General features: G+C 52.9%; 22 protein-coding genes and 1 riboswitch. Of the genes, 20 read left to right on the forward strand and 2 right to left on the reverse strand.

Annotated elements, in window-relative coordinates:
* Nucleotides 1-14 precede the first annotated feature (14 nt).
* A riboswitch (TPP riboswitch) is annotated at nucleotides 15-120 on the forward strand.
* The 3 genes from LKE13_RS15540 (at nucleotide 114) to LKE13_RS15550 (ending at nucleotide 2,655) form a co-directional block, all read left to right on the forward strand.
* The gene (locus LKE13_RS15540) at nucleotides 114-923 is read left to right on the forward strand and encodes an ABC transporter ATP-binding protein (protein ID WP_227952300.1); all 810 of its coding nucleotides are present in this window, start codon (nucleotides 114-116) and stop codon (nucleotides 921-923) included. It overlaps the preceding riboswitch by 7 nt.
* Nucleotides 920-1,702 carry an ABC transporter permease gene (locus LKE13_RS15545; protein ID WP_227952301.1) on the forward strand — a complete coding sequence of 261 codons (783 nt, stop codon included), beginning with the start codon at nucleotides 920-922 and terminating at the stop codon, nucleotides 1,700-1,702. Before LKE13_RS15540 ends, LKE13_RS15545 begins: the two co-directional genes overlap by 4 nt.
* Nucleotides 1,703-1,713: 11 nt before the next feature.
* Nucleotides 1,714-2,655, forward strand: a complete 942-nt coding sequence (locus LKE13_RS15550) for an ABC transporter substrate-binding protein (RefSeq protein ID WP_227952302.1) — start codon at nucleotides 1,714-1,716, stop codon at nucleotides 2,653-2,655.
* A 37-nt stretch (nucleotides 2,656-2,692) separates the two neighbouring features.
* Here the strand turns inward: LKE13_RS15550 and LKE13_RS15555 are convergent, their stop codons facing one another.
* A complete protein-coding gene (locus tag LKE13_RS15555) occupies nucleotides 2,693-3,262 on the reverse strand; it encodes a cold-shock protein (protein WP_227952303.1) in 570 nt (189 codons plus the stop codon).
* Between the two features lie 300 nt (nucleotides 3,263-3,562).
* Between LKE13_RS15555 and LKE13_RS15560 the strand changes: the two genes are divergently transcribed.
* The 9 genes from LKE13_RS15560 to LKE13_RS15600 are packed head-to-tail and all read left to right on the forward strand — an operon-like array spanning nucleotide 3,563 to nucleotide 11,114.
* Nucleotides 3,563-4,039, forward strand: a complete 477-nt coding sequence (locus tag LKE13_RS15560) for a Na+/H+ antiporter subunit E (RefSeq protein WP_227952304.1) — start codon at nucleotides 3,563-3,565, stop codon at nucleotides 4,037-4,039.
* Nucleotides 4,039-4,326 carry a monovalent cation/H+ antiporter complex subunit F gene (locus tag LKE13_RS15565; protein WP_415776548.1) on the forward strand — a complete coding sequence of 96 codons (288 nt, stop codon included), beginning with the start codon at nucleotides 4,039-4,041 and terminating at the stop codon, nucleotides 4,324-4,326. The genes LKE13_RS15560 and LKE13_RS15565 overlap by 1 nt, the downstream gene beginning before the upstream one ends.
* On the forward strand, nucleotides 4,326-4,667 hold the full coding sequence (gene mnhG, locus LKE13_RS15570) for a monovalent cation/H(+) antiporter subunit G (RefSeq protein WP_227952306.1): 342 nt from the start codon (nucleotides 4,326-4,328) through the stop codon (nucleotides 4,665-4,667). The genes LKE13_RS15565 and mnhG overlap by 1 nt, the downstream gene beginning before the upstream one ends.
* A gap of 29 nt (nucleotides 4,668-4,696) precedes the next feature.
* Nucleotides 4,697-5,749: a DUF4040 domain-containing protein gene (locus LKE13_RS15575; RefSeq protein WP_415776549.1), complete on the forward strand. Its 1,053-nt coding sequence runs from the start codon at nucleotides 4,697-4,699 to the stop codon at nucleotides 5,747-5,749.
* Nucleotides 5,749-6,114 carry a cation:proton antiporter subunit C gene (locus tag LKE13_RS15580; RefSeq protein ID WP_227952307.1) on the forward strand — a complete coding sequence of 122 codons (366 nt, stop codon included), beginning with the start codon at nucleotides 5,749-5,751 and terminating at the stop codon, nucleotides 6,112-6,114. The genes LKE13_RS15575 and LKE13_RS15580 overlap by 1 nt, the downstream gene beginning before the upstream one ends.
* Before the next feature lie 10 nt (nucleotides 6,115-6,124).
* The gene (locus LKE13_RS15585; protein WP_415776550.1) at nucleotides 6,125-7,612 is read left to right on the forward strand and encodes a monovalent cation/H+ antiporter subunit D family protein; all 1,488 of its coding nucleotides are present in this window, start codon (nucleotides 6,125-6,127) and stop codon (nucleotides 7,610-7,612) included.
* A 4-nt stretch (nucleotides 7,613-7,616) separates the two neighbouring features.
* Complete coding sequence (locus LKE13_RS15590; protein WP_227952309.1) at nucleotides 7,617-9,122, forward strand: monovalent cation/H+ antiporter subunit D family protein; 1,506 nt, start codon at nucleotides 7,617-7,619, stop codon at nucleotides 9,120-9,122.
* Nucleotides 9,123-9,133: 11 nt separating this feature from the next.
* The gene (locus LKE13_RS15595) at nucleotides 9,134-9,406 is read left to right on the forward strand and encodes a hypothetical protein (protein ID WP_227952310.1); all 273 of its coding nucleotides are present in this window, start codon (nucleotides 9,134-9,136) and stop codon (nucleotides 9,404-9,406) included.
* Nucleotides 9,399-11,114: a Na(+)/H(+) antiporter subunit D gene (locus LKE13_RS15600; RefSeq protein ID WP_227952311.1), complete on the forward strand. Its 1,716-nt coding sequence runs from the start codon at nucleotides 9,399-9,401 to the stop codon at nucleotides 11,112-11,114. Before LKE13_RS15595 ends, LKE13_RS15600 begins: the two co-directional genes overlap by 8 nt.
* 4 nt (nucleotides 11,115-11,118) lie before the next feature.
* Here the strand turns inward: LKE13_RS15600 and LKE13_RS15605 are convergent, their stop codons facing one another.
* Nucleotides 11,119-11,730 (reverse strand): hypothetical protein, encoded by a 612-nt coding sequence (locus tag LKE13_RS15605; protein ID WP_227952312.1) that lies wholly within the window; start codon nucleotides 11,728-11,730, stop codon nucleotides 11,119-11,121.
* 216 nt (nucleotides 11,731-11,946) lie between these two features.
* On the opposite strand from LKE13_RS15605, the gene LKE13_RS15610 reads away from it, so the two are divergent.
* The 8 genes from LKE13_RS15610 (at nucleotide 11,947) to LKE13_RS15645 (ending at nucleotide 19,556) form a co-directional block, all read left to right on the forward strand.
* Nucleotides 11,947-12,441, forward strand: a complete 495-nt coding sequence (locus LKE13_RS15610; protein ID WP_227952313.1) for a PAS domain-containing protein — start codon at nucleotides 11,947-11,949, stop codon at nucleotides 12,439-12,441.
* 82 nt (nucleotides 12,442-12,523) lie between these two features.
* A complete protein-coding gene (locus LKE13_RS15615) occupies nucleotides 12,524-13,177 on the forward strand; it encodes an SRPBCC family protein (protein ID WP_227952314.1) in 654 nt (217 codons plus the stop codon).
* 148 nt (nucleotides 13,178-13,325) lie between these two features.
* Nucleotides 13,326-13,793, forward strand: a complete 468-nt coding sequence (locus tag LKE13_RS15620) for a (2Fe-2S)-binding protein (RefSeq protein ID WP_227952315.1) — start codon at nucleotides 13,326-13,328, stop codon at nucleotides 13,791-13,793.
* Between the two features lie 3 nt (nucleotides 13,794-13,796).
* Nucleotides 13,797-16,148: a xanthine dehydrogenase family protein molybdopterin-binding subunit gene (locus tag LKE13_RS15625; RefSeq protein ID WP_227952316.1), complete on the forward strand. Its 2,352-nt coding sequence runs from the start codon at nucleotides 13,797-13,799 to the stop codon at nucleotides 16,146-16,148.
* 14 nt (nucleotides 16,149-16,162) lie between these two features.
* Entirely contained in the window at nucleotides 16,163-16,951 is a 789-nt protein-coding gene (locus tag LKE13_RS15630) for an FAD binding domain-containing protein (protein WP_227952317.1), read from the forward strand.
* Nucleotides 16,952-17,086: 135 nt separating this feature from the next.
* Nucleotides 17,087-18,004: an AAA family ATPase gene (locus LKE13_RS15635; RefSeq protein ID WP_227952318.1), complete on the forward strand. Its 918-nt coding sequence runs from the start codon at nucleotides 17,087-17,089 to the stop codon at nucleotides 18,002-18,004.
* Nucleotides 18,001-19,221: a vWA domain-containing protein gene (locus LKE13_RS15640; protein WP_227952319.1), complete on the forward strand. Its 1,221-nt coding sequence runs from the start codon at nucleotides 18,001-18,003 to the stop codon at nucleotides 19,219-19,221. The genes LKE13_RS15635 and LKE13_RS15640 overlap by 4 nt, the downstream gene beginning before the upstream one ends.
* Nucleotides 19,218-19,556: an XdhC family protein gene (locus tag LKE13_RS15645; RefSeq protein ID WP_227952320.1), complete on the forward strand. Its 339-nt coding sequence runs from the start codon at nucleotides 19,218-19,220 to the stop codon at nucleotides 19,554-19,556. Before LKE13_RS15640 ends, LKE13_RS15645 begins: the two co-directional genes overlap by 4 nt.
* The last annotated feature ends 1 nt before the right edge of the window (nucleotide 19,557 follow it).

The following is a 19,557-nucleotide window of genomic DNA, read 5'->3' on the forward strand; positions in this document are numbered from 1 at the left end:
ATTCACTATAGTGATGCCTCCTCGGGGGGAGCCATTATGGCTGAGAGGTTCCATTGAATGGGACGACCCCGATTACCTGATCAGGCTAATACCTGCGTAGGAACGAGTTATCAATGGAATCTCAAGATCCACCCTATTCCGGTTTAACGGAATCTATGCCCGATACCGTGCCCGATCAAGGCAATATCGGCATTGGCGTACATCTCTCTCTGGACAAGCTGGCCTTTGATGGTGATACGATCCTGAGCGATCTCGAACTTGAACTCGATCCCGGAAAAATCACCTGTTTGCTGGGACCGAGTGGTGTTGGCAAAAGCAGTATTCTCAAAATTCTGGCAGGTTTCATTCCCCTTCCCGGGCATAGCCGCATTACCGCAAGTGATGGCGAAAGCCTGACGGGGCGCCTTTCTTATATGGATCAGAAAGACCTGTTGCTACCTTGGGCGACCGTTATTGACAATCTTCTGATCGGCGGCCGGTTACGCGGTGAAAGACCGGACAGGATGCGCGCCGAAACTCTCATCCAACAGGTCGGCCTGGAAAAATGGCGGTACAACCGCCCCAGCACCCTCTCCGGCGGGATGCGTCAGCGCGTCGCGCTTGCCCGGACATTGATGGAAGGGAGTCCGGTGCTTTTGATGGATGAGCCATTTTCCGCACTCGACGCCATCACAAAATTCCGCCTGCAGGATATGGCTGCGCAATTACTCGCCGATAAGACGGTGCTGTTAATCACGCATGACCCGATGGAAGCGTTACGTCTTGGGGATATTATCTATGTTCTGGCCGGCCACCCCCCTCGCCTGTCGGCCGCTATAAAACCAGAGAAAGCCATTCTGCGCGATCCGTCGGATGGCGCCTTCACCCAGCATTATTCCGCTATCATGACGCGCCTCGCTGGCGAGGCTGAGGAAACGCTATGAAGACGCTGCGTGCCCTGATTACGATTACCGGGCTCATCCTGTTTTGGGGGTTACTCACCAGCTTGCTGGAACTACCGAGATTTATGCTCCCATCCCCGCTGGTGGTCGGTAAGGCACTTGTGACAAATGCCGGCCTCATTGGCGAGAATGCTTTGACCACAGCGATAGAGATCGTTCTCGGACTGGTTCTCGGGGTGCTGTTCGGAACTATTTCCGCCCTACTGATTTCCGCCTATCGACCAGTCAAGCAATGGGTCTTTCCCCTACTGATCGCCAGTCAGGCCATTCCTGTCTTTGCTATAGCGCCACTCTTGGTACTCTGGCTCGGCTATGGTATGGCACCAAAGATTGTGATGAGCCTATTAATCATCTATTTTCCTGTCACAGTCGGTTTTCTCGATGGCTTAAACCGGACAGATCCGGCGTGGCTCAATCTCGCTGGTCTGTTGCAGCAATCCAGCAAGAGCGGACGCCTTCGCAAGCTCATCAATCTGTACATTCACATCAAAATACCTTTCGCGCTCCCCTCCCTTGCCTCTGGCATTCGGGTTGCCGCAGCGATCGCGCCGATTGGCGCAGTTGTCGGAGAATGGGTCGGCGCCTCATCCGGGCTTGGCTATTTGATGCTGCACGCCAATGCCCGGGTTCAAACAGATATCATGTTCGCGAGCCTGCTGGTCCTGACCACCATGGCGCTCCTTCTATACTACCTGATCGATGCCCTGCTGCTTCGTGCGTTGCCTTGGTTATCAACCCCAAACGATACAAAAATCCAATAATGGAGATATAGATGAAAAAACGGATTTTATTGCCCCTCCTTTGCGCCCTGATGATACAGGGAACGACGGCACAGGCCGCAGAAAAGCTGACGGTCCTGCTGGACTGGTTTGTGAACCCGGATCACGCCACTCTGATCATTGCCGAGGAAAAGGGCTTTTTTAAAAAGCATGGGCTGAATGTGGAACTGATAGCACCCGCCGACCCGAGCGCGCCGCCGAAACTGGTTGCCGCCGGAAAGGCAGATCTCGCCATTTCCTATCAGCCTCAGCTTCATATGCAGGTGACGAATGGGTTGCCAATAAAACGGATCGCAACGATCGTCGCCACTCCGCTCAACAGCCTTGTCGTGCTGAAAGATGGGCCAATCAAAACGCTCGCGGATCTGAAAGGCAAGAAAATTGGCTATTCAGTCGGCGGATTTGAAACAGCATTGCTAACCACCATGCTAGCGCCCCACAATCTGACTGCAGATGATGTAACATTGATCAACGTCAATTTCTCGCTTTCGCCCAGTATTCTCTCTGGTCAGGTCGACGCAGTGATCGGTGCCTTCCGGAATTTTGAGCTTAACCAGATGGATATCGAGGGTCATCCTGGCCGCGCGTTCTACCCTGAGGAAGAAGGTGTTCCGTCCTATGACGAGCTAATCGTGATTGCAAATGCAGACAAGCTTGATGATCCGCGTTTCAAGCCCTTTGTTGATGCGCTGGAAGAGGCTGTACAATACCTCGTCAATCATCCGGATGACAGCTGGGAGCTGTTTATCAAGAACCACAAGGAATTGGATGATGAACTAAACCGCCGTGCATGGGCCGACACGCTACCGCGCTTTGCATTGCGCCCGGCGGCTCTTGATGTCGGCAGATACGACAGATTTGCCGCCTTCATGAAGGCGCAAGGACTGATCGACGAAGCAAAAGACGCAAACAGCTACGCTGCCGTCCTCAACTAGGGGGAACACCGAGAAAGAAAAGTATCGTCCGGAATGGTTATTCCGGACGTTCAATCTCCGCGACTTGTGGTCCCTTGGAGCTATCACCGATCCGGACACTCATCTTCTGTCCCGCTTGTACCGGCAAAGCCCCTTCACGGCGCAAAGTTTCCATATGCACAAAAATGTCCTGGGTATCATCACCGCGCGTCAAGAAACCGTATCCCTTGACCGGATCAAACCACTTGACTTCCACTTCGACGAAATCCCCCTCAGGCTGCACGGCGGGGTGATTGGTCACATTGTTCTTTTCAGGCACCCGTGGCTCAAAAGGAACAGCCGTCGATGTGTCAATATCAAGAACCTTGATTGCCTGCAGGCCCTTGGACCGACGCACAACAACACAGGTTACGCTCACACCTTCCGCCACATATTCATGACCTGCTTCGCGTAAACAAGAAAGATGCAGAAAGATATCCCCCGGTTCGTTATTCGGCGTTAGAAAACCAAAACCCTTGACCGTGTTGAACCATTTAACACGTCCTGTCATTTCAAAGTTGGCTTCCGGGGATTCGTTCGTTTTGCTGTCTTCCTGCTTACTCCGCAATTGTTCAATTTTGGCTGTCATATATTACTCCCGAACTTGACAGACGCATGGTGACGTCTCGCCAGAACAACAGTTTAACACAATTTTAAGGAAACTTTCAATATTCGAATTAGTAAAGTCTTTGCCGCTATACTATTGATGAATAAGAACGCAGAATTCGCAGGTAAATCGCTGTGAAGTCTATCGAGTGCTTTCTCCTTCGTTGATACTTGCGGACATAGAAATCCCGTGGCATATACGGGGGCAAGCCATCGACCATCCAGGAGTTTAACTCCCAAGAGTTTTAACCAGTGCCGACAATACGACAGGGAATGCAGGACATTGTTAAAAACCATTAGTTTGTTTCTTGTGCTTATGGCTGTCTGGCTTCTGTTGTCAGGGCATTACACGCCACTAATTACGGGCTTTGGTATTGCCTCCTGCTTGCTATCTGCGCTGATTGCCTATCGCATGGATGTAATTGACCATGAAAGCCACCCGATCTATCTGGGGCCCCGCATCATTTCTTATTGGGGATGGCTGGTTGTTGAGATCTTCAAGGCAAACATAGATGTTGCCAAATGTGTCCTGTTCCCAAGCCGGTACCTACGGCCCAGCATGTTCACGGTTACCGCCAGTCAGAAATCTGATCTTGGCCGCGTGATATATGCCAATTCCATCACCTTGACACCGGGAACGGTAACCGTCGATCTGGATGATGATCAGGTAATGGTCCATGCCTTGACGGAAGGCTCCGCCGATGGTGTAAAAAATGGCGACATGGATCAACGGGTTACCAAGGTAATGAAGGAAACATGATGATTTACGCCATTACCGCCATCGCCATCCTGGTCAGCATCGCGCTTGCCCTCACCCGAGCCATTCTCGGACCGACATCCTACGACCGCATCCTGGCCGCTAATGCCATCGGCACAAAGACAGTGTTATTGATCGGCGTGATGGGTTTTCTTGCAGGGCGTCCTGATTTTCTTGATCTTGCACTGGTTTACGCCCTCGTTAATTTTATCGGGACGCTCGCTGTTCTGAAATATTTCAAATTTGGGACGTTGCGCGGAACCCTTTCTAAACCGGCGGATAACTCCTGATGGACCTCATTCTCGATATTGGCACATGGGTGCTATTGCTGGCCGGCAGCCTGCTGCTGCTGATTACCGGGTTTGGGCTGCTACGCCTACCTGATCTTTATACCCGCATCCACGCGGGCGGCATGGCCGACACGCTGGCGACTTTCCTGATATTTGTCGGGCTATCCTTTCAAAGTGGCTTTTCACTTGTTTCTGTCAAACTTCTGCTAGTGATCGTATTCGTATTTTTTACTAGCCCAACCGCCTCCTACGCCTTGGCGCAGGGAAGCTTTGTTGCGGGATTAAAGCCAAAACTTGATGGTTTTGGACAGAGCGAACAAAAAGAAAAAGATGACGCGTAATTAATTACTGAGCGAGAGGGGACAGGACCATAGCTGCCTTTGTAGATATTTTTCTGATGCTGTTACTGATTGCCGGGACCATGTCGGTCCTGTTTGTCCGCAATCTGTTTGTCGCTACCATGTTGCTCGGGATCGTCAGCTTCATCATGGCGTTGATCTTCATCAGCCTTGATGCAGTGGATGTCGCCTTTACAGAGGCGGCCGTCGGCGCCGGTATCAGCACCGTGCTATATATCGGCACTCTGGCCCTTGTTGGCTCCCAGGAAAAAGACCAGCCGAAATTTGCTGCGGGCCCCTTGGTCATTTGTCTTGCCGTTGGCGCCGTTCTTTACTACGCGACCTATGAAATGCCGCGTTTCGGTGAAGCGAATAATCCGGTCCATACCCATGTCGCTCCCCGCTATATTAATGACAGCCCGACGGAAATTGGCGTACCCAATATGGTGACATCGGTTCTCGCCAGTTATCGCGGCTATGATACCTTCGGGGAGACTACAGTTATTTTTGCCGCCGGGATCGGCGTTCTCTTGATCCTGCGTCAGCGGCGTCGACGCAAGAATGAAGACGATGAAACTGACGTGCCGCTTGATGAGGGCAAGACTGGACGAAGCGGTAGTTTAACCGGGCTGGGCAGTCAGCATGACCTTATCCCCCATGTAATCGCGAAGCTGCTGATACCGTTTATTTTTGTTTTTGCTCTCTATGTGCAATTTCATGGCGACTACGGACCCGGCGGCGGGTTCCAGGCCGGCGTGATTTTTGCGGCGGGCATAATTCTCTATGCTCTTGTTTTCAGCCTCGACTATGCCCGCTCCGTGGTGAGTGAAAGGGCAATCCTCTTTCTGATTTCGGCAGGCGTGCTTCTTTATGGAGGTGTCGGCGTTGTCAGCATGATGCTCGGTGGAAATTTTCTCGACTACAATGTCCTCGCGAGTGATCCGGTCGCAGGCCAGCATCTCGGCATTCTGTTGGTCGAACTCGGCGTCGGCATCACGGTGACGGCGGCCATGCTGGCAATTTTCTATGCCTTTGTCGGCCGCGCGGATCTAATTGCCGCCAAGGCAGAGCAGGAGGAAAACTGATGTCCTTTGGGTTTTTCAATTACTGGGTTTTCATCATCCTGCTGATGATCGGCCTGTACACGGTTATGAGCCGCTCCAATCTCGTCAAGAAAATGATTGGACTTTCGTTGTTTCAGATTTCCGTCTTTCTCTTTTACATCAGCATGGGCAAAATTTCTGGTGGCACGGCGCCTATCGTTGTTGACGGTCCACTTGACACGGCGGCCCCCATATATTCGAACCCGCTTCCCCATGTGCTCATCCTGACGGCAATTGTCGTTGGTATCGCGACGACGGCGCTTGGCCTCTCCCTGGTCGTGCGGATAAGGGAATCCTTTGGCACCATTGACGAAGAAGAAATTCTCGAGATGAAGGATGGCGCCTGACATGCTGTCATTGAGTTCCCAGTTCCCTATTCTGGTTGCAATCGCGCCCCTTTTGACCGCGCCAATTTGCGCGCTCCTTCGCGGAAAAACCGCCCCTTGGGCCGTAACGACGATTGCCAGCGCCTATGCATTTTATATCAGCCTGCAGCTTCTCCTGACCGTTGCATCCTTCGGTCCGATCTCCTATGAGCTCGGCGGATGGGCTCCGCCTTGGGGGATTGAATATGTCGTCGATCTTTTAAGTGGCTTTATGCTGGTATTGATCAGCGGGGTCAGCACAGGCGTGCTGCTCTTCGCCCGCGAAAGCGTCACCAAGGAAGTTCCGACGTCACAGCTTGGCCTCTTTTTTGCGGCCTATTTGCTGGCGCTGACCGGTATGCTCGGCATCTGTATCACAGGCGACGCCTTCAATGTCTTCGTCTTTCTGGAGATTATGTCCCTCTCCTCCTACGCACTTATCGCGATGGGAGAGCGGACGGATCGCCGCGCCCTCACCGCCGCGTTTCAATACCTGATCATCGGTACGGTTGGCGCGACCTTCTATCTGATTGGCGTCGGCCTTATCTATATGATGACGGGCACACTTAATATTGCGGATATCGCCGCGCGGTTTCCGGAAATTGAAGGCACCCGCCCCATTCTTGCGGCGGCCGGCTTTATCGTCATCGGACTCGCCATCAAGCTGGCGCTCTTCCCATTTCATATCTGGTTGCCGAACGGCTACACCTACGCCCCCAGCATTATAACCGCCTTTTTCGCCGGAACCGCGACCAAAGTCTCCGTCTATTTGCTGATCCGCTATATTTTCACCGTATTCGGTGTGAATTACAGTTTCCAGGGGCTGGAGCTTATGGATATCCTGCTCCCGTTCGCGGTACTGGGGTTTCTCACCATGTCCGCCGTCGCGATTTACCAGACGAACATCAAACGGCTCCTCGCCTATTCCAGTGTCGCCCAGCTCGGCTATATTATACTCGGCATAGCGCTTGCCAACGAAACCGGCCTGACGGCTTCAATTGTCCATATTTTCAATCATGCCATTGTCAAGACGGGCCTGTTCCTCTCAGTCGGTTGCATGTTCTTTGTCGTCGGCTCCACCTATTTGAAAGACCTTGAAGGGATTGGGCGTCGGATGCCGATCACTACATTCGGTTTTGTGCTGGGTGGCCTTGGCCTGATTGGCGTGCCGCTCACCCCCGGCTTTATCAGTAAATGGTATCTAGTGGTGGCCGCTCTCGAAAAAGGCTCCGTTATCGGATACGGCCTTGTCGCTCTTTTGATGGTATCCAGCCTGCTTGCCGTAATTTATATCTGGCGGGTGGTGGAGGTCGCCTATTTCCGTGATATGCCAGAGGGCACCGTGAAAGAGGAGGCGCCGATTTCCCTGCTGGTGCCAACATGGCTCTTTATCCTCGGCAGCTTCTATTTCGGTATTGAAACCAGCTTTAACGTCGGCATTGCCAAAGCGGCAGCCGCATTTCTGATGGGGGGGGCGTAAGATCATGTTTGCCCTTGAAACACATGTCGCTCTCTCCCTGATCATTCCGCTTGTCGGCGCGCTCGGGATTGCGATCACCTCCTCCGTCCCGAATATTCGTGAGACGGTTACGCTGGTCACATCAGTTCTGCTTTGCCTGAATGTCTTCAGCATTCTGCCCAGCATCATGAATGGAGTGGAACCGGTTGTTCTGCTGGTTGAATTGCTGCCCGATATTGCGCTGATGTTGAAGGTCGAACCTCTCGGCATGACCTTCGCGGCTGTAGCGTCCTCGCTCTGGATTATCAATTCGATCTATTCCATCGGCTATATGCGCGGGAATAACGAGCCGCGCCAGACCGGATTTTATATTTGTTTCGCAATTGCAATCGCCGCAACCATGGGCGTCGCCTTTTCCGGAAATCTGCTGACACTATTTGTTTTTTACGAGGTCCTGACGCTCTCGACCTATCCGTTGGTCACGCACAAGAAGAACGCCGATGCCCTGAAAGGCGGCCGGATCTATCTCGGCATCCTGATCGGCACCTCCATCGGGTTGTTCCTGCCCGCGATCATCTGGACATGGAACCTTACGGGAACCGTCGACTTCGTGAAGGGCGGCATTCTTGACGGACATGCCAGCGCCGGAGTGACTGGCGTGCTTCTCTTCCTCTTTATGTATGGCATCGGCAAGGCAGCCCTGATGCCGATCCATCGCTGGCTTCCGGCTGCAATGGTCGCGCCTACGCCGGTCAGCGCACTCCTCCATGCGGTGGCTGTTGTTAAGGCCGGTGTATTCTCGGTATTGAAAGTCGTGATCTATATCTTCGGGATTGATTTTCTGAGTGAGACCGGTGCGGCGGAATGGCTCACATGGGTCGCCGCTTATACCCTGATTGCGGCGTCGGTTGTGGCACTCACCAAGGATAACCTGAAAGCCCGGCTTGCCTATTCCACGATTAGCCAACTCGCCTATGTGGTGCTTGGCGCATCCATGGCAACGTCGATGGCGGTGGCCGGTGGCGCACTCCAGATCGTCATGCATGCCTTTGGCAAGATCACTCTCTTCTTTTGCGCAGGTGCGATCTATACCGCTGTGCATAAAACAGAGATCAGTGACATGCGGGGCCTTGGCCGTCAAATGCCAGTCACCTTTATCGCCTTCCTGATCGGCTCGCTGAGCATTATCGGCTTGCCGCCTTTGGGCGGAAGTTGGAGCAAGTTCTACCTCATGCTTGGCGCAGTGGAGGCGGACGAGATTTACCTGATGATTGTGCTGCTAGTCAGCTCGCTTCTCAACATCGCCTATCTGTTGCCGATTGTCGCGCGCGGCTTCTTTTATCCGCCGCTCGGACAGAGCGACGAACCCGTACCCGTTGGATATGAGAAATCTGACTTCTCCTGGCGAAATATACAGGAGGCGCCGCTTTTCTGTGTTCTGCCGCCCGTCCTGACCGCTTTGGCCTGCGTAATCCTCTTCTTCCTTGCGGATCCGATCGTCAGGCTGATCGAACCCATTTTGACGCCATAGGGATGGAAAAAATGTCAAAACCGGATGATGAAAAAAAATATTGGCTGGATGATCCAAAGAATATCGACAAGGTGTTTTACACCATTCTTGTTCTTTGTGCGTTAGTGTCCGTGCCTGACATCCTTTCACTGTTCAATATTCTCTATCACAAACATGTCGAGTTTGAGTTCGAAAATATCTTCGAGTTTTACTCCCTCTATGGACTTGTTTGTTATGTCGGACTTGTCTTGATTGCCAAGAAACTCCGTAAAGTTTTGATGCGGGATGAGGATTACTATGATTGAAGGTCTAAATCCTGGCTTCATCCTCATTTTTGGCGCCCTGCTTGTTCCGATCACAAGTGGCATTATTCGCTCTATCCTGCTGCTCACGCTTCCGGTTTTAGCGCTCACGCAGATATATACCCTTGGTCTTGGTACTTGGGGCCATTATGAATTCTTGGGCCTTTCGATCGAGCTGACCCGCATTGATCCGCTTGCGCGGATATTTGGCACGGTCTTCTGTTTGGCCTCCTTTATGGGCATGATATATGCGCTGCATGTCAAAGACACGATCCAGCATTTCGTCGCCCTGATCTATATGGGATCCGCAATTGGGGCGGTATTTGCGGGCGACATGATCACCCTTTTTGTGTTCTGGGAATTAACCGCAATTTCCTCGGTCTTCCTGATCTGGGCGAGCCGGACGGAGCGCGCCTATAAGGCCGGCATGCGCTATTTGATTATTCAGGTATCCTCCGGCGTTATTCTGCTTGGCGGGATTATTCTTTATTATCAGGAAACCGGCTCTATCGCGTTCAATTACATTGGACTTACAGGTCTGGCGAGCGGCCTGATCCTGCTCGCCTTCGGTATTAAGAGCGCTTTCCCCTTCCTGCATAACTGGATGCAGGATGCTTACCCGGAGGCGACCGTCACCGGCACCGTGATCCTGTCTGCCTTTACAACGAAGCTCGCCATCTACACGCTTGCGCGGGCCTTCCCGGGAACTGATATCCTGATCCCGATCGGCGCGGCAATGACGGTCTATCCGATCTTCTTCGCCGTCCTTGAAAATGACCTTCGAAGGGTACTGGCCTACTCCCTTAATAACCAGTTGGGGTATATGGTGGTCGGTGTCGGCATCGGAACTGAACTTGCGATCAATGGAACGGCGGCACATGCCTTCGCCCATATTATGTATAAAAGCCTTCTCTTCATGAGCATGGGCGCGGTATTGTTCCGGACCGGAACGATCAAGGCATCGGAACTTGGCGGACTTTATAAGTCCATGCCGGTGACGATGGTCTTTTGTATTATTGGCGCCATGTCGATTGCAGCCTTCCCGCTAACGGGCGGTTTTGTCTCCAAAGCCATGATCCAATCCGCAGCCGCAGACGGCGGCATGGTCGTGATCTGGTTGATCATGCTGTTCGCCAGCGCTGGCGTCATGGACCATTCCGGCATCAAGGTCCCGTTCTTCACCTTCTTCGCCCATGACAGTGGCATCCGGGTGAAAGAAGCCCCGATGAATATGCTGTTCGCAATGGGGTTTGCTGCCTTTTTCTGTATCGGGATCGGTGTCTTTCCTGGCCTGCTATATGAACTGCTACCCTATGAGCCAACATATAAACCATACACGGCCGGGCATGTAATCACCTCGCTACAACTCCTGTTGTTTGCAGTCCTCGCCTTCGCCCTGCTGATGCGATACAAGATTTATCCGCCCGAGCTTCGCTCTACGAATCTCGATTTCGACTGGTTCTATCGTGTTCCACTGAAATGGCTGGCGCTTGCGATTGGTCGTCTGATACTGGTGATCTGGAACTGGTTTCTTGGCATTGCCAATGACATTGTCTATAGCATCATCAATACGACGGAAAAGACACATGGAGATGGCAAGGTATTGGCCCGGACGACGTCATCCAGCACGGCGGTAATGATCATCGTCGCGGTACTTGGTTTTGTGGTGGTGTTCTTCTATCGCTTTCTGCAGCAACCCTTACCGATGTAGGGCTTCAGTTTAGGACGGGGCGCTCTTTGCTCATGATCCGTTTCTTCGGCATCCATTTGGTGACCGAGCGGCCATCGGCAGTGAAGCGCACCTCCTGCTTGGCGTTCGGTGCCGCCTCAAGCTCTGATCGCCCCCCCTCCCGAAACGAGGGGGTTGGTTGGCCTGCGTCTTTCCCAATGCCCAACAATGGTAGTCCTTTTTTATAGGCAATCGCCATGTCAGAAACAGAAATCTCAGAATTCCGCCCACGCGCCATTGCCGACCGGATTGCCGTATCTTTGGACAGGATAAAATCAATATCCGTCTGCCCCATGTCTTTAAAGTCCGCATAAAATGAGGAAAGATATGCCCCTACTTCCGCACTCGGTGGTAACGGATTGCCGATGGTCAAATTATTTTCCAGTGCCAGAAATATATCCGGTTCGATCGGCCCCGCAGCTGTCGCAAGAAATGTCGCGGGCATCAGTTTTCTTTGTTTATTCGAAGCGGCATACAACGCCTGCGCCAGATAGAGGAGCTTTAACTGAAAAGGAGCCTCGGACGCCTTGTCGGACGTCCAGCTTTGATTTTTCAGCCAGCAGAGAATGTCAAAAGTTGAGCGGGTCGCAGGGCGCATATCATTGATCTCACATAGTTTTATCAAATACAAACTACGGATGAATGGTTAATCCCTGCTTAATGAAAGAGCGACTTCGTTGTCATAATGCCACATTAAAATGTAATTAAGTCCGAGCAGCCCCAAATGCTACCATTAGACGAATAAATATGTTGAAAAATCACCGACCTTACCTTATCTCTGCGCAGCCATTTTCGACAACCGGATTAAGTATTGATGACGGAATTCACGACATCTCTAACGGAGATCAACCATCAAGCCCTCATTGATCTGGTGAGATACTGGCAGCAGCTTGACCCTGCTCCGACAGTACCAAGACGCCAACAATTTAATCCGGTCGATATTCCACAGTGCCTCCGGCATATAGTCCTTCTCGATGTTGGTGTAGGCAGGCCCAGGTATTTTGTCCGCCTCGCCGGATCTTCGGTCAACCCTGTCTATCAAAAATCGATAACTGGAGAGTATCTTGAGAATGTCTTGAACAACGAAGACCGCCAAAAAATTATAGCTCAGTATGATTACTCGGTTGCCCATCAGCGACCGACATACATGGCCAGCACGACTTGTTCTCCCCTCGGCCGAAGGCTGAACTATGAACGCGTTGTTCTCCCGCTTACAACAAATGGCGATAAAACGGACAAGTTACTGGTCGGCATAAATTTTTCCGATATCAAACAGCACCTGATTGACCGACCGACATTCAAATTATGACTCCCGATAACAGGCTTGCCCTTCCCGTTCGTCATGGAGTAGGCTAGGAAAAACAAACCAAGCCAACGTCGGGAGAGTTATCATGCAAATGAGCGGTGAGGAACTGATCAACGCTTCACGGGCAGAAGTTTGGGACGCGCTAAACGATCCGGAAATCCTGCGCCAGTCTATCCCCGGATGCCAGACCGTTGAAAAGGTCAGTGACACGGAATTTTCTGCAACGGTTAAAGTCAAGGTCGGCCCTGTTTCCGCTAAATTCAACGGCCATGTGACATTGAGCAATATCGATGCGCCGAATGGGTATACGATTACCGGTGAAGGCAAAGGCGGCGCCGCCGGGTTTGGCAAGGGCGGTGCGGATATTTCCCTGAAAGAAAGCGATAACGGCACACTGCTATCTTATGACGTTAATGCCTCTGTCGGTGGGAAAATGGCGCAGATCGGCTCCCGCCTGATTGATGGCACCGCGAAAAAGCTGGCATCGGAGTTCTTTGCAAACTTCAATGAACTTGTCAGCTCAGGCCGGGAAGAACATGCAGAAGAACCGTTGGCCGCCGAAGAAATGAGTGCAAGCGAACCCGCCGTACCGGACGTCAGCGCGACTCAGGAAAAGGTGGCGCCCCCCCCCCTGCCCGACGCGGAGAAAGCTGCCTCCCCCGACTGGATGCGCCCCTCGATTCTTATTCCACTCGGTATAATCGCGGCTGTTATTTTGTTCTATCTTGCAGGCGATTGATTTAAATTTTTGAAATGACTTTACAGCGCTTGACGTCGCGCTAGATCAGTTGGAAACTCATAACCGAATAAAACAAAAGGTCTGAATAACAGTCTGACACATCGCTACGAACTCAAAATAAAACGCTAAATCAAGGGAGGAAGATCATATGACAACCGTTAGTATGACGGTGAACGGGAAACAGGTCAGCGCCGAAGTTGCGCCCAACACCCTACTCGTTCAATTTATCCGTGAAAATCTCCGACTGACCGGAACCCATGTCGGCTGTGATACCAGCCAATGCGGAGCCTGTACCGTTCATGTCGACGGAGATAGCGTTAAATCCTGCACAATGTTGGCAGTTCAGGCTGACGGCGCGGAGGTCACCACCATCGAAGGTCTGGCGCAAAATGGCGAGTTGCATCCGATGCAGGCCGCCTTCAAGGAAAACCATGGCCTGCAATGCGGATTCTGCACGCCGGGCATGATCATGAGTGCGGTTGATCTTGTAAAGCGCAACCCGAACCCATCTGAGGAGACAATCAGAACCGAGCTTGAAGGCAATATCTGCCGGTGCACGGGCTATCATAATATTGTCAAATCCGTCAAATCCGCATCGGAGAATATGGGAGGGTGATCAATGACTGTCGAAAATGGAATTGGCGCCTCTGTCAGGCGTAAAGAAGACCAACGATTTATTACCGGTAACGGCCACTATCTGGATGATATCAACAGGGTGGGGCAGACTTACGGCTATTTTCTGCGCTCCCCACATGCCTTTGCCAAAATCAATAATATCGATCTCGCCGCCGCGAAAGCAGCTCCGGGCGTTGTCGATATCTTCACCGGCGCCGATATGGTCGCCGATGGGATTGGTGGCCTGATCTGCGGCTGGGGTATCACCAGCAAGGACGGCTCTCCCCATAATGCACCGCCTCATAACAGCATGGCAGTCGATGCCGTCCGGCATGTGGGTGATCAAGTGGCGTTTGTCATCGCCGAGACCCTGCAGCAGGCAAAAGACGCCGCGGAGTTGATTGAGGTGGATTATGAGGTTTTAACGCCCGTCACCAATATTTCCAAGGCACTTGCCCCTGGTGCTCCACAAATACATGAAGAAGCGCCAGGAAATCTTTGTTATGACTGGGAACTTGGCGACAAGGCGGCCGTGGATGCGGCCTTTGCCAATGCGGCGCATATCTCAAAGATTGATCTGATTAACAACCGGCTCTCTCCCAACCCGATGGAGCCGCGTGCGGCTCTTGGTGAATATGATGCGGGCAGCGAGGAGCTGACGCTTCATACCACCAGCCAGAACCCGCATGTCGCGCGGTTGATTATGTCGGCTTTCTTGGGCATAGCTCCAGAAAACAAGCTCCGGGTTATTGCTCCGGATGTCGGTGGTGGCTTCGGTAGCAAGATTTTCGTCTATGCCGAGGAAACGACAACCATCTGGGCCGCGCGGAAGATTAATCGCCCGGTAAAGTGGACGGCGGATCGCTCGGAAGCCTTCCTGACCGACGCCCATGGTCGTGATCATGTCTCCCATGCGGAGCTTGCCATGGATAACGACGGCAAGATATTGGCGTTTCGGGTTTCGACCCAGGCAAATATGGGTGCCTACCTCTCAACCTTTGCCTCGGCTGTACCAACCTACCTCTATGGCACGCTGTTAAGTGGGCAGTATAAAATCCCGAGTATCTATGTCGAGGTCAAGGCCGGCTTTACCAATACGACGGCGGTTGACGCCTATCGTGGGGCGGGCCGTCCGGAGGCAACTTATGTTGTCGAACGTATGATGGACACAGCAGCACGGGATCTGGGTATGGATCCAACGGAATTCCGGCTTAAAAACTTTATCCAGCCGGATGCCTATCCGTATGAGACACCGGTTATCATGACTTATGACTCGGGCGATTATCCGCTTGCCATGAATATGGCGAAGGAGATGATCGACTATAACGGCTTTGCCGCACGCAAGGCCCAATCAGAGGCCAATGGCAAAATCCGTGGTATTGGTACAGCAGCCTATATTGAGGCCTGCGGCATCGCCCCATCTGCGGCCGTCGGCTCGCTCGGGGCCGGCGTGGGTCTCTGGGAATCAGCTGAGGTTCGCTTCAACCCGACAGGCAGCGTTACAGTCTTTACCGGCAGTCACAGCCATGGTCAGGGGCATGAAACTACCTTCGCACAGATCATCGCTGACAAACTCGGCGTTCCGATCGAAAGCGTTGAAGTCGTGCATGGGGATACCAGCAAGGTTCCCTTCGGAATGGGTACCTATGGCTCCCGTTCCCTCGCCGTTGGCGGATCAGCCATCGTGAAAGCGGTCGATAAGATCGTCGAGAAGTCAAAGAAGATCGCCGCCCATCTCATGGAAGCCTCGGTTGAGGATATCGAACATGAGCATGGCGTCTTCTCGGTCGCCGGAACGGATAAGCAGATGACCATGGGCGAAATTGCCTTTGCTGCCTATGTCCCGCATAACTATCCGGCTGATCTGGAACCGGGCATGGCAGAAAATGCGTTCTATGATCCGCTTAACTTCACCTTTCCAGCGGGAACTCATATTGCGGAAGTCGAGATTGATCCGACAACAGGTGTTGTCGATATCGTTGACTGGGCCGCCGTGGATGATTTCGGCAATATCATCAACCCGATGATCGTAGAAGGTCAGGTGCATGGCGGCGTCGCACAAGGCATCGGCCAAGCTCTTCTCGAAGGCGTGGTTTATGACGACGAAAGCGGACAGCTGATCACCGGATCCTACATGGATTACTGCATGCCACGGGCTGACGATCTGCCAAACTTTCGTATTACGACAACAAACACCCCCTGCCCCAGCAATCCGCTGGGCGTGAAAGGGTGCGGCGAGGCGGGCGCGATTGCGGCCCCTGCGGCCCTCATGAACGCCATCGTCAATGCGTTGGGTAAGGATATCGATATGCCGGCGACGCCAGAAAAGATCTGGCGCGCCATCAACAGCAATTAAGAAGGGACCAACCCATGTATTCATTCGATTATGAACGCCCTTCGGGGGTAAATGAGGCAGTTTCCGCCATACGTGAGGATGACAAGTTTCTGGCCGGTGGCCAGACCTTGCTGCCGACCCTCAAGCTCAGGCTGGCACAAGCGGACAAACTGATTGATCTCAGCGGCATTGCGGAACTTAAAGGTATCAGCGTCAGCGAGTCCGAGGTTTCCATTGGCGCGATGACCCGCCATGTGGATGTTGCCAATTCTGCAGATGTTAAATCCGCCATCCCGGCGCTAGCGTATCTTGCAAGCCATATTGGCGATGCACAAGTGCGCAACCGGGGGACAATCGGCGGGTCCATTTCCAACAATGACCCGGCGGCGGATTATCCGGCGGCGCTGGTTGGTCTTGGTGCAACAGTGCATACCAACAAACGGAGCATCTCGGCGGAAGATTTCTTCGTTGATCTGTTCGAGACGGCATTGGAGGAAGATGAGCTTGTCACCAAGGTCACTTTCCCCGTTCCGGAAAAGGCAGGATATGCGAAGTTTCCAAACCCGGCGTCGCGTTTTGCTTTGACCGGTGTGTTCGTCGCACAGACAGCTCAGGGCGTGCGTGTTGCAGTGACTGGTGCGGGACCTTGCGTCTTCCGCCAGACGGATATGGAAGCTGCCCTATCGAGCAATTTTTCCGCCGATGCGGTATCCGGTATCAAGACAGAAGCCTCTGGCCTCAGTGCTGATATTCATGCTTCCGCTGACTACCGGGCGAACCTGATCTCCGTCATGGCGGCGCGCGCGGTTCAGGCCGCCTCATAGTCTGAGCCGTCAACCCGGACAATTAAAAAAGGGGAAGTTTTGGCTTCCCCTTTCATCTTTAGTAACTATTTCCCCATTTCGGGACCAAAATTCCGGCGCAACCAGATTTAAGCAACCAAGGGAAATCCGACAAGCATGACAAACGTCCAGCCGCAATCCATCGACGCCGTACAGGACCTCTTGCAAGACGCCAATTATGTGGCGGATCGTAGTCTGGCCACAGTCCTTTTTCTGTCCCTGAAAATGGGCCGTCCGCTCTTTCTGGAAGGGGAAGCAGGGGTCGGCAAGACGGAAATCGCCAAGGTTTTGGCGGAACAGTTGGATCGTCCCCTAATCCGCCTGCAATGCTATGAGGGCTTGGATGTCAGCTCCGCCGTCTACGAATGGGACTATGCCCGCCAGATGATTGAAATCCGGCTGGCTGAGGCAACCGAGACGGCCGACCGGGACCGCCTCAGCAGCGATATCTTTTCGGAAAAGTTCCTGATCAAGCGTCCGCTGCTGAAAGCACTGGAAAGCAACGTCGGCGGCGCCCCCGTTCTACTGATCGACGAGCTCGATCGCACTGATGAGCCGTTCGAGGCATTCTTGCTTGAAGTACTCTCAGATTTTCAGGTCACCATCCCGGAGTTTGGCACTATCAGGGCGAAAGAGCCGCCAATTGTCATCATTACCTCCAACCGGACGCGGGAAATTCATGATGCGCTAAAGCGCCGCTGCCTCTATCACTGGGTCGACTATCCAAATGCGGAACGTGAAAAAGAGATCATTGCTCGAAAAATTCCCGGCGCGGATGAGCGGCTTTCAAAACAGATTGTTCTGTTCATACAGGAATTGCGTAAAGATCCCAATCTGTTCAAGCTACCGGGCGTGGCGGAGACGCTGGACTGGACCAACGCGCTGAAAGAGCTCGACATCATCTCCCTCGACCCCGATGTCATCAATGACACGCTCGGTGTTCTCCTTAAATATCAGGATGATATCGTGAAAATACAGGGGAGTGAGGCAGCGGACATCATCCAGAAGATTAACTCCGAAATGGACGCCGTATGAGTGAACCGGCGGTACATACCGGTGGCACTTTCGCGGAAAACATCATGCATTTCGCGCGAACGCTACGCCGGGCTGGGCTGCCTGTCGGTCCGGGCCGCGTGATCGAAGCGATCCGCGCTGTCGAAGTCGCCGGTATTCGCCGCAGGGATGATTTTTACTGGACCTTGCATTCGGTCTTCGTCAATCGCCGCGACCAATGGGATATTTTCGATCAGGCGTTCCATGTGTTCTGGCGTAACCCGGAACTCCTGAAAAAGATGATGGACATGATGCTGCCGACGACGTTTCTCGATAGCACCAAGCGGGACGATCAACCGGAATTGAGCAGGCGTCTGTCCGAAGCACTCGCGCCCTCACCCGCCCCGGATACTGAGCAAGAAAACGAACAGGAAGAGATCGAGATAAACGCAACGCTCACTGCCTCGGAAAGCGAACTTCTGCAGTCGAAGGATTTTGAGAGCATGAGTGCGGAGGAAATGGAGGAAGCGAAAAAGGCCATGGCCAGGATGCGCCTGCCGATTATGGAGGTAAAAACCCGACGGCAGCGCGCGGATTTCCATGGCGGCGTTGTTGATATGCGCCGCACACTGCGCGCCAGCCTGCGAAGCGGTGGGGCCAGCATACCGCTCCGCTTCAAGTCCCGCGTGACTCGGCATCCACCGCTTATAATAATCTGTGACATTTCTGGCTCTATGACACAATATAGCCGCATGCTGCTACACTTTATGCATGCGATCACAAATGACCGAGATCGCGTTCACACATTTGTATTTGGCACCCGGCTCACCAATATAACAAGATATATGCGTTATCGCGATGTTGACGCCGCTCTGGATGCGGTCAGTGAAAAGGTAGAAGACTGGTCCGGTGGTACACGTATTGGCGCAACGGTGAAGGAATTTAATAAATTCTGGTCTCGCCGTGTCCTCGGACAAGGGGCGGTGGTCCTGTTTATCTCCGATGGGCTCGACCGCGATGCAGGAGAAGGATTAGGGGTTGAAATGGAACGGCTGCATAAGTCCTGCCGACAGTTAATCTGGCTGAACCCGTTGCTCCGGTATCAGGGGTTCGAGCCACGCTCGAAAGGCGTCAAGGCGATCCTGCCCCATGTCGATCAATTCCGGACGATCCATAATCTCAACAGCCTGAAAGACCTTGCTGACATTCTATCCAACCCCATGGGCGCGCAACCCGATAAGAGGAGTTTTGCCGCATGACCGAAACTGCATCAACTCTGTCCGATGACGATATCCTGAGCCAGGCGCTCAACTGGAAAAAGGATGGCCGGAGCGTCGCCCTCGCGACCGTGATCAACACCTGGGGATCTGCTCCGCGCCCAGCGGGCAGCCAACTCGCAATCGATGAAACGGGTCAGATGGTCGGTTCCGTAAGTGGCGGCTGTGTCGAGGGAGCTGTCATTCAGGAAGCGCTGGAGATCATCAAGAGCGGTGAGCCCAAAACACTGGAATTCGGTGTCAGCAATGACGAGGCTTGGGAAGTCGGTCTTGCCTGTGGTGGAAAAATCAATGTCTTTGTTGAAAAGCTTGACTGAG

Source organism: Sneathiella sp. HT1-7, from assembly GCF_020731145.1.
Taxonomy (GTDB): Bacteria; Pseudomonadota; Alphaproteobacteria; order Sneathiellales; family Sneathiellaceae; genus Sneathiella.

What these genes read in the sequence shown, in the direction of transcription:
- LKE13_RS15605 (WP_227952312.1), bottom strand. Translation starts at nt 11,730, where the DNA reads ATGCGCCCTGCGACCCGCTCAACTTTTGACATTCTCTGCTGGCTGAAA.
- mnhG (WP_227952306.1), top strand. Translation starts at nt 4,326, where the DNA reads ATGGACCTCATTCTCGATATTGGCACATGGGTGCTATTGCTGGCCGGC.
- LKE13_RS15590 (WP_227952309.1), top strand. Translation starts at nt 7,617, where the DNA reads ATGTTTGCCCTTGAAACACATGTCGCTCTCTCCCTGATCATTCCGCTT.
- LKE13_RS15595 (WP_227952310.1), top strand. Translation starts at nt 9,134, where the DNA reads ATGTCAAAACCGGATGATGAAAAAAAATATTGGCTGGATGATCCAAAG.
- LKE13_RS15580 (WP_227952307.1), top strand. Translation starts at nt 5,749, where the DNA reads ATGTCCTTTGGGTTTTTCAATTACTGGGTTTTCATCATCCTGCTGATG.
- LKE13_RS15630 (WP_227952317.1), top strand. Translation starts at nt 16,163, where the DNA reads ATGTATTCATTCGATTATGAACGCCCTTCGGGGGTAAATGAGGCAGTT.
- LKE13_RS15545 (WP_227952301.1), top strand. Translation starts at nt 920, where the DNA reads ATGAAGACGCTGCGTGCCCTGATTACGATTACCGGGCTCATCCTGTTT.
- LKE13_RS15640 (WP_227952319.1), top strand. Translation starts at nt 18,001, where the DNA reads ATGAGTGAACCGGCGGTACATACCGGTGGCACTTTCGCGGAAAACATC.
- LKE13_RS15565 (WP_415776548.1), top strand. Translation starts at nt 4,039, where the DNA reads ATGATTTACGCCATTACCGCCATCGCCATCCTGGTCAGCATCGCGCTT.
- LKE13_RS15550 (WP_227952302.1), top strand. Translation starts at nt 1,714, where the DNA reads ATGAAAAAACGGATTTTATTGCCCCTCCTTTGCGCCCTGATGATACAG.
- LKE13_RS15555 (WP_227952303.1), bottom strand. Translation starts at nt 3,262, where the DNA reads ATGACAGCCAAAATTGAACAATTGCGGAGTAAGCAGGAAGACAGCAAA.
- LKE13_RS15540 (WP_227952300.1), top strand. Translation starts at nt 114, where the DNA reads ATGGAATCTCAAGATCCACCCTATTCCGGTTTAACGGAATCTATGCCC.
- LKE13_RS15615 (WP_227952314.1), top strand. Translation starts at nt 12,524, where the DNA reads ATGCAAATGAGCGGTGAGGAACTGATCAACGCTTCACGGGCAGAAGTT.
- LKE13_RS15625 (WP_227952316.1), top strand. Translation starts at nt 13,797, where the DNA reads ATGACTGTCGAAAATGGAATTGGCGCCTCTGTCAGGCGTAAAGAAGAC.
- LKE13_RS15620 (WP_227952315.1), top strand. Translation starts at nt 13,326, where the DNA reads ATGACAACCGTTAGTATGACGGTGAACGGGAAACAGGTCAGCGCCGAA.
- LKE13_RS15635 (WP_227952318.1), top strand. Translation starts at nt 17,087, where the DNA reads ATGACAAACGTCCAGCCGCAATCCATCGACGCCGTACAGGACCTCTTG.
- LKE13_RS15645 (WP_227952320.1), top strand. Translation starts at nt 19,218, where the DNA reads ATGACCGAAACTGCATCAACTCTGTCCGATGACGATATCCTGAGCCAG.
- LKE13_RS15610 (WP_227952313.1), top strand. Translation starts at nt 11,947, where the DNA reads ATGACGGAATTCACGACATCTCTAACGGAGATCAACCATCAAGCCCTC.
- LKE13_RS15600 (WP_227952311.1), top strand. Translation starts at nt 9,399, where the DNA reads ATGATTGAAGGTCTAAATCCTGGCTTCATCCTCATTTTTGGCGCCCTG.